At 61.2% G+C, this 13530-nt stretch carries 11 protein-coding genes; 10 read left to right on the forward strand and 1 reads right to left on the reverse strand.

Going from position 1 to position 13530, the window contains the following annotated elements; genetic code table 11:
• Positions 1 to 440: 440 nt before the first annotated feature.
• Entirely contained in the window at positions 441 to 2138 is a 1698-nt protein-coding gene (locus M0746_RS14535; protein ID WP_258449678.1) for a sulfatase-like hydrolase/transferase, read from the reverse strand.
• A gap of 388 nt (positions 2139 to 2526) precedes the next feature.
• Here M0746_RS14535 and M0746_RS14540 point away from each other — a divergent pair, with 388 nt between their 5' ends.
• The 10 genes from M0746_RS14540 to M0746_RS14585 are packed head-to-tail and all read left to right on the forward strand — an operon-like array spanning position 2527 to position 13517.
• On the forward strand, positions 2527 to 3879 hold the full coding sequence (locus M0746_RS14540) for a UDP-glucose dehydrogenase family protein (RefSeq protein ID WP_258449679.1): 1353 nt from the start codon (positions 2527 to 2529) through the stop codon (positions 3877 to 3879).
• Positions 3876 to 4910, forward strand: coding sequence for an NAD-dependent epimerase (locus M0746_RS14545; protein ID WP_258449680.1), 1035 nt, complete (start codon positions 3876 to 3878; stop codon positions 4908 to 4910). Before M0746_RS14540 ends, M0746_RS14545 begins: the two co-directional genes overlap by 4 nt.
• Positions 4911 to 4924: 14 nt before the next feature.
• A complete protein-coding gene (locus tag M0746_RS14550) occupies positions 4925 to 5671 on the forward strand; it encodes a sugar transferase (RefSeq protein WP_258449681.1) in 747 nt (248 codons plus the stop codon).
• A complete protein-coding gene (locus M0746_RS14555) occupies positions 5671 to 6318 on the forward strand; it encodes a CpsD/CapB family tyrosine-protein kinase (protein WP_258449682.1) in 648 nt (215 codons plus the stop codon). The genes M0746_RS14550 and M0746_RS14555 overlap by 1 nt, the downstream gene beginning before the upstream one ends.
• Before the next feature lie 21 nt (positions 6319 to 6339).
• Entirely contained in the window at positions 6340 to 7362 is a 1023-nt protein-coding gene (locus tag M0746_RS14560) for a polysaccharide biosynthesis/export family protein (protein WP_090282722.1), read from the forward strand.
• A 16-nt stretch (positions 7363 to 7378) separates the two neighbouring features.
• On the forward strand, positions 7379 to 8971 hold the full coding sequence (locus M0746_RS14565) for a GumC family protein (RefSeq protein WP_258449683.1): 1593 nt from the start codon (positions 7379 to 7381) through the stop codon (positions 8969 to 8971).
• Positions 8968 to 10059 (forward strand): glycosyltransferase family 4 protein, encoded by a 1092-nt coding sequence (locus tag M0746_RS14570; RefSeq protein ID WP_258449684.1) that lies wholly within the window; start codon positions 8968 to 8970, stop codon positions 10057 to 10059. The genes M0746_RS14565 and M0746_RS14570 overlap by 4 nt, the downstream gene beginning before the upstream one ends.
• Positions 10056 to 11423 (forward strand): O-antigen ligase family protein, encoded by a 1368-nt coding sequence (locus tag M0746_RS14575; RefSeq protein WP_258449685.1) that lies wholly within the window; start codon positions 10056 to 10058, stop codon positions 11421 to 11423. The genes M0746_RS14570 and M0746_RS14575 overlap by 4 nt, the downstream gene beginning before the upstream one ends.
• On the forward strand, positions 11420 to 12388 hold the full coding sequence (locus tag M0746_RS14580) for a glycosyltransferase (RefSeq protein ID WP_258449686.1): 969 nt from the start codon (positions 11420 to 11422) through the stop codon (positions 12386 to 12388). Before M0746_RS14575 ends, M0746_RS14580 begins: the two co-directional genes overlap by 4 nt.
• Entirely contained in the window at positions 12381 to 13517 is a 1137-nt protein-coding gene (locus M0746_RS14585) for a glycosyltransferase (protein WP_258449687.1), read from the forward strand. The genes M0746_RS14580 and M0746_RS14585 overlap by 8 nt, the downstream gene beginning before the upstream one ends.
• Positions 13518 to 13530 lie beyond the last annotated feature (13 nt).

Consider the following 13530-nt stretch of genomic DNA (forward strand, 5'->3'; position numbering starts at 1 on the left):
CAAAGATCGGCTCCCTCTCCCTCGGGAGAGGGCTGGGGTGAGGGGCAGCCACACCACCAATCCCCAACCAACCACCCGCTTCTAACCACTCAACAATGAGCGTTAGCTCGCGTGCTCTTGATCTTGCGTCACCGGCGACATCGGAAGGCTGAGTGGAGGGATTGATCCGGGCGTGGGAGCGCAGCGACCGTCTGGCGTAGCCAGACACAGCGGAAGGAGGTGCAGCGCAGCAAACCGTAGCCGCTGCGCCCGGAGCGATCCCGCAGCGAAGGAACCCGAGCCTGCGAGGGCCGGACGCAGGAGCAAAGCCTTTTGGTTCCTTTTTGGCGTCTGAAAAAGGGACTCGCCGTAAGGGCGAAACCGCCAGCTGCAACACCCGCAGCAACGGATATGTCCCCAATCAACCCCTCATAACCACGAACAATAAGGCCCACCCAAAATCACTGCCCAACCGCCACACTCGCAGGCGCCTGCCCCGGAGTGACAATGCTCCCCAGATCAATGTGCTTCCACTCAGGTTTAGCCCCCAACCGCGCATTGAACCGATAGTTGAAGGTGAAATCATCGGCGGTCGACACACTCAGCGGTTTGCCATACACCGCCTCGATCCCCGCCAGGTCATACCCCATCAACTGCAACAGCGTCGGAAAAATGTTGTAGTGGCTGGAGCGATCCTTGTTCGCCGCCAGTTGCGCCGACCAGTCCAGAGTCTTCAACCCGCTGCCGGAAATCACCACCAGCGGCACCAGCCCCTCCTCCTCCACCGGGTCGCCGCCGCAATGAGTGTTCAAGCCCGGGTTGCCCCGTTCATGCAAATCCTGGCCATGATCGGAGGTATAGATCAGCAGCGCATTGTCGAGCTTCGCCTGGGCAAACACTCGCGCAAAGAACTCGCCGACATTCCACAACACCGTGTTCTTGTAGGCGTTGCGGTACAACACCCAGTCATCCGGCTGACCGTTGAAACCGGCGCGCTCACCGGTGTCGGCGACTTCGGTGAACTGCCCGCGTGGCAAGGTCGGCCGGTACGCCATGAACGCGTCGGGGTATTTGTCATGCACCGGGAAATGCGCGCCGACCTTGTTGATCACCACCAGCTCTGGCGTGTCATCGTTGAGCAGTTCGATCAACTTCGCCGCGGCCGCCATGTCGCGGTCGCGCACGCTGGTCTGGTCGAATTGCACAAACAGATCGATGTCGGTTTTTTCGCTCGCGGTCATCAGGTTCTGCAGGTTGCCGCCGGTGCGCTGGCTGTCGATATACACCGTGCGCAGCCCGGCATTTTTCGCGTACTGCCAGATCGACGGCAGCGTGCTGTTGATGCGCATGTAATCGTTGCGAGTGCCGCCGTAGCGCAGGGTGACATTGGTGTCGGCGCTGCAATTGGCGATGGACGCGGCGTAGCCGTAATTGAAGATGTCGACCCCGGCCGGTGCCTGCTTGAGGTTGCTGTGCACGCCGAACGGCGCATTGATGTCCAGGTAATTGCCGGAAATGCTTTCGTCAATGATCAGCACGATGTCGTGGGCAACCGCAGGCGCGCTGCGCGTCAGGGTGACCGGCTCGCGCGGGCCGACGCTGTCGTGCAGCGCTTCGTAGGCAAACAGGTTGAGGTAGGCCAGCGGCGTGTACGGGATCGGCAAGCCGCGGGCGCCCTCACCCGCGCGCAGAAACAGCAATGCACTGAGCATCAGCACGCCGGCGAACGGCGCCGCCACTCTCCAAGCGTTTGGTATCACCAGCGCATGCCGTGGCTTGAGTCCGATGCCGAACAGCAGCAATAACCCGCCGAGCACGCTACGCAGGATCGCCTCGCGATATTGATACGCCGCTTCCTGAATGAAGCCGCCGGAATACACCAGCGAGACGAAATCGCTGTACCTCAGGTAGTCAGCGGTGACGCGGGTATACACATCAAAGAAAACCGCCGAAACAAACATCGTCAATGCGAATGCATGGCGGATGAGCGCCTGTCGTATATAGGCTGTTAAATACAACGCAAATGTCAGCGCCAAAAACATCGCGCCAAAAATAAGTACATTAAAACTCCACCCGATAGCATTTAACCGGTCAATGTAATAACCGGAGAAAAGCAACAGCCAGGCAATTAACAGCAGTTCTTTGGCAAATCGGAACATGGCGATACCGGTCGTACGAAACGGCTAGGAGTCAAAGGTTTGTCAGCCAGAAGCTGACACTAGCACCCGGAAATAAAAGCGCAAGAAATGACTGATAGCCGGATTTAGTGTCAAAAAAACGATGACTCAAATCTGACACAGGCGAGGCGCTACAAGCCTTTAAATTAAAGGCTTACGACCGTTTATCGCTTATTTGAAATCTGAACAAATCTGCACTAACAGAACAATTTCAAGCGCAGCAATGACTTGATGGCCAATCGCCAAAATGCACTCAAGTGTTATACCGCTGCAACATGTCATTTTGCTGACACGTTTTTCAAACGCTGCGCTATACCCCTTTAACAATCTCTTTCCGTAGTTAACTTTTTGGTTTTATCGAGGTGCGCAGATGGACGTGAGCGTATTTGGCACGGGCTATGTTGGACTTATACAAGCCGCCGCACTTGCAGATGTCGGTCATCGGGTTTTATGCATCGACATTGACCCGAACAAGATCAGACAACTGCAACAAGCGGTGCCGCCTATCAGCGAACCGGGTCTCTCCGCCACCCTGGAAGAAAACATCAAGGCCGGCCGCCTGATGTTCAGCACCCAGGCCAGCGATGCGGTGGCGCATGCCGAGCTGATTTTCATCGCCGTGGGCACCCCGGCCGACGAAGACGGTTCGGCCGATCTCAGCCACGTGCTCAACGTCTCCCGGCAGATCGCCGGTTTCATGGAGGCCGATCGCACCCTGATCATCAAGTCGACGGTGCCGGTCGGCACGGCCGATCAGGTTCTGGCCGCGGCCAACAGCGAGTTGCTGCGCCGCGGCAAGACCGGGCTAGCGGTACGCGTGGTCTCCAACCCCGAATTCCTTAAGGAAGGCAGTGCCCTCGCCGACTGCATGCGCCCCGACCGGATCATCGTCGGTACCCACGATGACGCGGCCCGCGAGCAGATGAGCGAGCTGTACGCGCCGTTCTGCCGCAACCGCGAAAAACTGATGTTCATGGACAACCGCAGCGCCGAGCTGACCAAGTACGCGGCCAACGCGATGCTCGCCACGCGCATCAGTTTCATGAACGAGCTGGCCAACCTCACCGAACTGCTCGGCGCCGACATCGAAGCCGTGCGCAAAGGCATCGGCTCAGATCCGCGTATCGGCTACCACTTCATCTATCCCGGTTGCGGCTTTGGCGGTTCGTGCTTTCCCAAGGACTTGCGCGCCCTGCTGCATACCGCCGAACACAACGGCATGCCGCTGAAACTGCTGCGCAGCGTCACCGACGTCAACGACAGCCAGCGGCACATCCTCTTCAGCAAACTACAGGCGCAATTTCCTCAAGGTCTGGCCGGCAAGTCGATCGCGGTCTGGGGCCTGGCGTTCAAGCCCAACACCGACGACATGCGTGAGGCACCCAGCCGTTATTTAATGGACGCGTTGTGGGCCGAGGGCGCGAGCGTGCAGGCTTACGATCCGGAAGCGATGTCCGAATGCCGCCGCCTCTATGGCTATCGCAACGACCTGCACCTGTGTGCGACCCGCGACGACACCCTGGAAGATGCCGACGCGCTGGTGATCTGTACCGAGTGGAAAAATTTCCGTGTGGTCGACTTCGAACTGCTTGCCGAGAAACTGCGCTCGAAGGTGATCATCGACGGGCGCAACCTGTACAACCCGGAACAGGTGGCGGCTGCCGGCCTGCATTACAGTGGCATCGGTCTGCGCCACATCGCTCCTGAAGGGCTGCGGCCATGAAGGTGCTGGTCACCGGCGCGGCCGGTTTCATCGGTGCCCACTGCGTGCTGCGCCTGTTGCGTGACGGGCACACGGTGGTTGGCCTGGACAATTTCAACCACTACTACGATCCGCAGCTCAAACAGGATCGCGTGCAGTGGGTGCGCGAAGAAGTTGGCGATTTCCAGCTGGCGACGGTCGATCTGGCGCACGCCTCGGCCATCGATGCGCTGTTTGCCCGCGAACAACCGCAAGTGGTGATTCATCTGGCGGCGCAGGCCGGGGTGCGTTATTCGCTGGACAACCCACGGGCTTATCTGGACAGCAACCTCAACGGTTTTCTGAACATTCTGGAGAGCTGCCGACATCACCCGGTCGAGCATCTGATCTACGCCTCGTCGAGTTCGGTGTACGGCGCCAATCAGCACACGCCCTACTCGGTGAAGGACGGCGTCAATCATCCGTTGTCGCTGTACGCCGCGACCAAGAAAGCCAATGAGCTGATGGCGCACAGCTACAGCCACCTGTTCGGTATTCCCTGCACCGGCCTGCGCTTTTTCACCGTGTATGGGCCTTGGGGCCGGCCGGACATGTCGCCGATCCAGTTCGCCAAAGCGATCAGCGAAGGCACGCCGCTGAAGTTGTTCAACTATGGCGAGCACCAGCGCGACTTCACCTACATCGACGACATCATCGAAAGCATCGCGCGCCTCATCGACCAGCCCCCGCAGGCCAATCCGCAGTGGGATCGCGAACAACCCGACCCGGCCACCAGCATGGCGCCGTGGCGGCTGTTCAACATCGGCGGGCAGCAGCCGGTCGCGCTGAAAACCTACCTGGCCCTGATGGAAAAACACCTCGGCCAACAAGCCATTGTCGAGCTGCTGCCACTGCAACCGGGCGACGTGCTCAACACCTGCGCCGAGGCCAGCGATCTGGCCCAGGCCACCGGGTTCCAGCCCCGGATCGAGCTGGACGAAGGGCTGGGGCGATTCATCGCCTGGTTTCGCGGCTACTACCCCACGGCTCGTGCGCCGCTTGCGGCTGAATGAATGCGGAGGACCTCATGACTGGACATGAAAAAAGTGTGGCGATTGCGCAGATGCGCCCCGACAAGCGCGTCGATCCTGAACATCGCATGCGCCTCGACGCGGCGATTCACCGCCAGGGCCGCGGCTGGCTCAGCGGCCGCGACGGCGGTCGACCGTGGCAATTGTCGCGGACCAATCGGGTGGTCGCGTGCTTCGGCGCGCTGCTGATCCTGCTGCTGATTTCGCCGCTGCTGCTGGGCCTGGCGCTGGCGATCAAATTCACCAGCCCCGGCCCGGTGATGTTCGTGCAAAAGCGCACCGGTTATCGCGGCCGCAAGTTCGGCATGTACAAATTCCGCACCATGGTCTGCAACGCCGAAGAACTCAAGGAATCGCTGCGACACCTGAACAAACACGGGGCCGACGCCATCGACTTCAAGATCGACAAGGACCCGCGCGTCACCGGCATCGGCGCAATTCTGCGGCGTACCAGCCTTGATGAGCTGCCCAACCTGATCAACGTGGTAACCGGTGACATGCGCCTGGTCGGCCCTCGCCCGACTTCGTTCAACGCCTATCGCTACAAGGACAATCACCTCGCACGTCTGAGCATCTACCCCGGCATGACCGGCCTGTGGCAGATCTCCGGACGCAGCAATATCGACTTCGACCAGCGCGTTGAGTTGGACCTCAGCTACATCGCCGAGCAGAGCCTTCTGCTTGATCTGAAGATTCTGTTGAAAACCCCCTTCAAAGTATTCAGCGGCCACGGAGCAAGCTAATGGACGGTTCAACCAATACAAGCCTGAGCATCGCCAATCCCAGCGAATCGAACCTGACGTCGACCGTGCTGGATCTCGATCTGCGGATCCTGTTGCTGACCGCCGCCAACCCCGGCGCGGGCACCACCACCAGTGCCATGGCGCTGGCCAGCCAGCTGGCGCAAATGAGCAGCGGCCAGGTGCTGCTGGTCGATGCCAGCCAGTCGACGAGCAACCTCACCCAGCAGTTGAACCTGAGCAAGGAACGCGGCCTGCGTGACTTGCTGTTCAGCTCGGGCAACCCGCCGCTGTTGCAGGATTGCGTGGTGCACACCTCCAGCCTGCCGTTCCATGTGCTGCCCAACGGCCGGCCGATCCGCACGCTGGAACACCTGACCGCCGAACGCCTGAGCCCGTTGCTCGACCAGTTGGGCAGCCAGTACCGCTTTGTGGTGATCGACGGCGACGCGGTGTATTCCGCCGCCGACACGCTGGTCATCAGTACGCAAGTCGATGGTGTGGTGTTTGTCGTGCGCGCCGAAGACACCCGCTGGGAAGTCGCCCAGGCCGCCGTGCAACGCCTGACCCAGGCCGGGGCGAAAGTGGTCGGTAGCGTGTTCAACCGGCGCAAGTACTACATGCCCAAATGGCTTTACAAAAACCTGTAAGCGAACGCGAAGGATGACGCCATGAACGCCAAAATGCTTGTCCTGCTGATGCTGCCGCTTGCGGGCTGCTCCAGCACTTCCGAGACCCGCAACATGCCGGTGAATATCCTCACCGCCACCCCGGCCAATGCCCAGGCCACCGATATGCCGCGAGTCGAGCAGACCCTGCGCCCGAAAGACGTGCTCGATGTGATTTTCCACATCAGCACCAGTGGCTCGGATGCTTACCGCGTGCAGTCAGGTGACCAGATCGGCCTGAACTTCACCGCCGCCAGCCAGCTTAACGGCACGCAACTGGTGCTGCCCGACGGCACAATCGAACTGCCGGGCGCTAACACTTCAGTGAAAATCGCCGGGCTGACCAGCGAAGAAGCGCGGCAGGAAATCCAGCGCGCGTATGAGCGCAAGCAACTGTTCCAGCCCAACCGCAATCAGCTCGCGGTGCAGATTCTCAGCCCGCTGAGCAACGAGCAGAACCTCAAAAGCGCGTTGAACCACCCGGCCACCGGTATGAGCCGCGAGATCACCGTCGGCACCGACGGCTATGCGAGTTTCCCGGAAATCGGCGCCGTGCCGCTGCAAGGCATGACGGTCAACCAGCTGGAAACCTTCCTCAATCAAAGGTACGCGCAACTGCCGGGGCGGATGACCGTCGACGTGCTGCTCAAGTCCACTGCCGGCAATGAGATCTACGTGCTCGGCGAAGTCGCGCAGCCAGGCTCCTACCCCATCCGTCGACCGGTATCGGTGCTCGAGGCACTAACCCTGGCGCGAGGCACCAACGTCAAGGCGCGGCTCGACTCGGTAGTGATCATGCGGCGCAACGGCAATCAGGTGCAGGCGATGAACTACGACGTCGAAAAGGCCTTGTCCGGCGACGCCCCACAAATCGCTTATCTGCAGCCGGACGACATGCTCTACGTGCCAAAAACCAAACTGGCCAGCGCCGGCGAACTCGCCCGCCAACTGGCCGATGTGGTGCTGTTCCAGGGCGTCGGTTTCAGCTTCGGCTACCGCGTCGACAACAAAGGCAGTGACAACTGACTCTCAGGTGACCGACATGAACCCAAAAGAAAATTACCTGCACGAGTTCTTCAGGATTTTCTTCGCCAACAAGCAACTGGTGAAGCGCATCTTCCTGACCTTTGCAGTGATCGCCCTGCTGCTGCCGTTGCTGCTCAAACAGAGCTTCGATATCACCGCGCAGGTGATCGTGCAGTCGAAAAAACTCTCCCAGGGCGATGCGACCACCTCGCTGACCCAGGACAACGCCACCTTCATTCCGCCATCGCTGGCGGACATGGAAACCGAGAGCAATATCCTCCGTTCGCCGGCGCTGATCCGTCAGACCATCAGCGAACTGCGCGACAACGGCCAGTACAACCCGCCGCCGGGGATGCTCAGCAAGCTGGCCGGCGAGCCGTTCAAGCGTTACGTCAGCACGCCACTGCGCGAGTACGTGATCAATCCGCTGCGTGATGCACTGGGCATGCAAACCGATCCGGTGCGCGACACGGCGCTGGACGGCTTGACCCAGGAAGCCATCGACAATCTGAAGATCGAAACCCTGCCGGGTTCCAATGTCATCTCGATCGTCTACAGCTTCCCTGATCCCGCCCAAGGCACGATGTTCGTGGCCGCGTTGCTGCAAAACTATCTGGTCGATCGTCAGGCGTTGCAATCGATCGAGCTGCCGCACTCGTTCTACGAGACCAAGAAGCATCAATATCAGGTGCGGCTCGATGGCCTCGAAGGCGCGAGGCTGGGCCTGCTGGAAAGCGTCGGTTCGTCCGATCCGAAAGAGGAAATCACCTTCCGCCTCAACGCGATCAACACCGAAGAGCAGGCGCTCAACCTGTATCGCGATCGCTTGCTGCAAAGCCAGCGCTGGCTCGATTACCTGAAAACCAGTCTGGCCGCCGCCAATACCAACAAACTCAATGACTACACCTTCCCGTTCACCTTCACCACGACGGTGGACAACATCGCGTTCGAGGACCGCGAGATCAGGCAGATGGGCGAGGCGCTGACCACTCAAGTCAGCCGCTATATGAATGACCTGGCGGTGTTCCAGCCAGGCAGCGAGCCGATGTTGCTGGCCCGCGAGCAGATTGCCCGCACGCGCCAGCAGTTCCTCAAAGTGGTCAACAACCGCATCCAGGAACGCACGATCGACTTGTCGGTGGTCAGCCAGGTCATCGAGCAGAAAACCGCGCGCATTGCCGAGTTCAAGAATCGCATCCATCAATTGCAGCAGACCCAAAGCAAGCTGCGCCAGATGGACACCGAGATCGGCGCGTTGCATGCGGCGTTTTCTACCTATGCGCAACGCTTTGCGGAAAGCAGCACGACCCGCGCGCTGGATAACGATCTGTCCAACGCTCGTGTCCTCAGCCCGCCGTATGAACCGACCGAGGCGGCTTTTCCCAAGCCGATGCTGATCATCCCGTTCGGGCTGTTCACCGGGCTGTTGCTGGCAATCGCGTTCGTCTACGTACGTGAGTTCTTCGACCATCGCTTCAAGCATCCGGCGCAAATCAGTCACGAACTGGGCCTGCCGGTGCTGTTGGTGCTCAACGAAGAAACACCACAGGCGGGCAATCCGCACAAGAACTGGACCATGCCGAGCCTGGTTCACTGGGTGCGCAATTGAACGCGGTGTCCACCCCAATCGTCGCCCTGCCGATCATTCATTTGCTCAGCAGCGGCGGCTTCTATGGGGCCGAGCGAATGTTGCTGGATCATTGCCTGGCCACGCCGGGGCAGCACCAGGTGCTGTTTCTCGACGCGCCGCCAGAGCTGATCGCGCGCTTTCGTGAGGCTGGGGTGGACGCTTGCTACTGCGCCGGGCTGGGCGAATTGTTGCGGCACCTGCGGCAGCGCCGGAGCGACAAGCCGTTGCTCAACACGCACAACTTCAAAGGGCTGTTGTTCGGCTGGGTCGGTGCAACGCTGTTGCACCTGCCGCTGGTGATCACTCAACACGGGTTCACGCCGCGCAGTCGCAAGCAAAAGTTCTACACCTGGCTGAGCCTGCAACTGTGCCGCACCGCAGCGGTGAAACGGGTGGTTTGCGTGGCGCAAAGCATCGCCGCGCTGCACCTCGAGGCCCGCGTGCCGGCGGAGAAATTACAGGTGATTCCCAACGGTTTGCCAGCGGCGCCAGCCATGCCGCCGGTGGCGGATCGGCAACGCTGGCTGGCCGGTTACGTCGGTCGGTTGAGCAGTGAAAAAGGCCCGGATCTGTTTCTCGATGCGCTGATTCCCTTGTGTCACCAGCACCCGCAACTGGACGCCGTGATGCTCGGTGACGGCCCGGAACGGGAGAGCTTGCAGGCGCGCATCAACGCTGCCGGTTTGCCGCGGCGGATTCGTCTGCCGGGCTATCAGACGGCGATGCCAGGCTGGTGGCAACAACTCGATGCGCTGGTGATCAGTTCGCGCACCGAGGGCACGCCGATGATTCTGCTTGAAGCGATGCAGGCCGGCGTGCCGGTGGTCGCGTTCGCGGTCGGCGGTATTCCCGATGTCTTGCAGCATGGCGTGAACGGGCTGCTCGCGCCGCCAACCGATACCGCCGCCCTCACCCGCCAGCTCGACACCTTGCTGGCCGAACCGAAACTGGCCGCGCAGCTGCGCGACAACGCCAGACGCACACAACAGGAACGCTACGACCTCAAGGCCCTGGCCGAACGCTGGTCGCAGCTGTACATCCATACGGCACGGGAGACACGCGCATGATTTTCCCGCTCTCGATCGTCAGTCTGTTCGCACTGGTCAGCCTGGGTTTGCTGGCCAGTCCCTGGCCCTATCTGGCACCGGGGGCAGTCATTGGTCTGGTCGGCTTTACCGTCCTGTACCGCAAGCCGACCTGGGGCCTGCTCGGCATTGCCGCGCTGGTGCCGTTCGAAGGTTTCTTCAAGGACAGTTCAGTGTCCGGCAGCAAGTTGCTCGGTGCTTCGCTGGCGGTGATCGTGATGCTGCAACTGGCGCTGCATCAGATTCCATCGCAGCGCCTGCGCAGCAACCTGTGGCGTTACCTGATCGGCTTTATGGCGCTGTATATGCTGAGCCTGTTCGCCACCGACAACCTGGGCATGTCACAAAGTCATCTGCGTGAATTGAGCGTGGGCCTGCTGCTGTTTGTCATCACCTTGTTGATCGGCCGTGAACTGAATCTGGATCTGTTCGCCCGACTGGTCACCCTCAGCGTCAGCGCAACCTGTGCCATGGCGATGTTTTCCAGCAGATTCCAGGACAAGGGTCGTGCCGCCGGCCTGCTCGAAGACCCTAACGCCTTTGCCTTGCTGATCGCCTTCGCCGTGCCGCTGGGTCTGCTGCTGGTGATCCGCAGCCCGAACCTGCTGCACCGGTTGTTCTGGGCGGGCTGCTGCCTCTTGCTGTTGGGCGGCATGACCAAAACCGAGTCGCGCTCAGGCCTGGTGGTACTGGCCTTGAGTCTGGCAATCGGTGTCTGGCATTACCGCCAGCAGCTGACACGCATTCGCCCACGGCATTTCGGCTTTGCCATGCTCGGCGCCGCGATCATTCTGCCCTTGGCGATCTACGCGATGCCGGCCGGTTATCTGGCACGCATCCAGTCGCTGAGTATCCTCAGCGCCGGCGCCAAGGCGCAGGACGAATCCCTCGGCCGTCGTGCCTCGTACATTGTCGTCGGCAGCCAGATCATCCGCGAGCATCCGCTGCTCGGCTCCGGCCCCGGCACCTTCCCGCTGCACTACGCAACCACCGGTTATGCCAAGGCGTTTTCGGCCAACCGCAAGATCGGCGACCTGTATCGGCGGGCGCACAACACCTATCTGGAGATTTTCAGCGAACTGGGCATTCCCGCCGGACTGCTGTTTGTCGGAATGCTCGTGCAGGGCTTCTTCAACCTGATCCGCGCACGCGGCGCGTGGCTTGAGCGGCGCGAGTGGCTGCACGCGGATCTGGTGACCCACCTGGGCATGAGTTTTCTGTCGTTGACGTTGTTCCTGATGTTCCTCAGCGCGCCGAACCTGAAATACCTGTGGATCATGCTTGCACTGACCTGGGTACTGCGCCTGAAAGCCGAGCAGGCACCGCTGACGGAGGTCAGAACATGAGCCGGATCAGCATTGTCATGCCGATGTTCAACGAGGCCCGGCACATCGGCCGCACCCTGCTGGCCGCGCGCAAAGCGGCGCACGCCGCCGACATCGACTGTGAACTGATCGTGGTCGACAACGGCTCCACCGACGACGGGCCACAGATCGCCCGCGCATTCGGCGCACGGGTTCTGGTGCTGCCCGGCCTGCTGATCGGCGCCTTGCGCAACCGTGGCGCCGCGGTTGCCAGCGGCGACTGGCTGGCGTTCATCGACGCCGATATCGAAATGCCCGAGGACTGGCTCAAGCAGATGTTCGCCCTGGCTGCGAACGACCAGGGCGACGTCTTCGGCCTGGACCTGCACACCCCTGCCGCCGCGCCATGGTTCGCCGCAGCCTGGCAGCGCCGCTCTTTGCGTCCGTCGAGCCGCGCCACACGCACCGTGCACTGGCTGCCCAGTGCCAACCTGTTGATGCGCAAGCAGTGGTTCGACAATGCCGGCGGTTTCAACGAAACCCTGCGCACCGGTGAGGACAAGGAATACACCCTGCGTCTGCACGGACACGGCGCGCGTTTGCTGTCGGTCAATAGCAGCGTCGCCCTGCACTGGGGCTATGAAATGACCTGGCGCGAATGGATCGGCAAGGAACTGTGGCGTCAGGGCAGTCACCTGCAATTGCTGCGCGCACATGGCATGAGCCTGCGCCTGCTGCGTTTTCCGTTGCTGTCAGTGCTGGTGTGGTTGCTCGATGCGCTGGCGATCCTGGCGTTGCTCACGGGCTACGCGAATCAGGCGTTGCTGCTGCTGATGCTGGGCCTGCTGCCGAGTCTGCTGCTCAGCGTGCGGCAAAGCATTCGCCAGCAAAACCTCGGTCTGACGTTGCAACTCTGGGGCCTGCACTGGGTGCGCCTGCACCTGGCCAGCGCGGCATTGATTCTCGGTCTGTGTCATTGGAACGCCAGGAGGCCCGCCCGTGGCTGAACTCATTTTTTGCCTGTGCCTGTTGCTGCCGGTGTACGCGTACATCGGCTATCCGTTGCTGCTGACCTTGCTCGCGCCGCTGTTCCCGGCCTGGCGGCATGCCCCGGCACCGCCGCTGAACATCAGCATCGTCATCGCCGCGCACAACGAGGCGCGGCATATCGAGCACAAGTTGCGCACGCTGCTGGCCCAGGATTATCAGCCGGCCACGCTGCAGATCATTCTCGCCAGCGACGGTTCGACCGATGACACCGTGGCCTGCGCGCACAAAGTGATCGATCCGCGCGTTACCGTGCTCGACCTGCCGCGCCAGGGCAAAGCCGCCACGCTCAATGCCGGGGTTGCCGTGAGCAATGGCGACATTCTGGTGTTCACCGACGCCGACAACCAATGGTCGCGCGACACCCTCGGGCACTTGCTCGCGCCGTTGAACGATCCACAAGTCGGGGCCTGTGCCGGGCACATGGTCATTCCGGTTACCGGTGGCGGCCTGAGCATCGGCGACAGCCTCTATCGGCACTACGAAGGCTGGTTGCGCCGGGTCGAGAATCGCACCGGCTGCATGGTCTCCGCCGACGGCGCGCTGCTTGCGCTGCGCCGCGAGTTGTTCCAGCCCGTGCCGGCCGAGGTCAACGATGATTTCTTCATCAGTACCTGCGCACCGGTGGCGCGCAAACGCATCGTCTACGTGCCCGAGGCCCAGGTGATCGATCAGGGCGTCGACGAAGCGGACAAGCAATGGCGTCGCCGCCAGCGGGTCACGGTCGGTGGCCTGCAGAGCCTGGCGCAACGCCGCGAACTGCTCAATCCGTTCAAGCACGGCCTGTATGCCATCGCCTTGATCAGCCACAAACTGATCCGTCGACTGGCGCCGGTGCTGTTGCTGCCGCTGCTGCTGAGCAATTTCTGGCTGTGGAACGAACACGGTTTCTATCGCCTGAGTCTGGTCGCGCAACTGATCGGTTACTCGATTGCCATCGCCGGCCTGCTGGATTCACAACACCGTTTGCCGAAACCGTTCCGCCTTGCGGCATTCCTGCTGGTGACGCTGGCCGGCATGAGCGCCGGCCTGTGGCAGTTCCTGCGCGGGCAACGGTACGCGCAGTGGAACCCTGACCAGAATCGTTGAGAGGACGCATGCC

The sequence above is a fragment of the Pseudomonas sp. S11P7 genome (assembly GCF_023195435.1).
GTDB classification, from domain to species: Bacteria; Pseudomonadota; Gammaproteobacteria; order Pseudomonadales; family Pseudomonadaceae; genus Aquipseudomonas; species Aquipseudomonas fluorescens_G.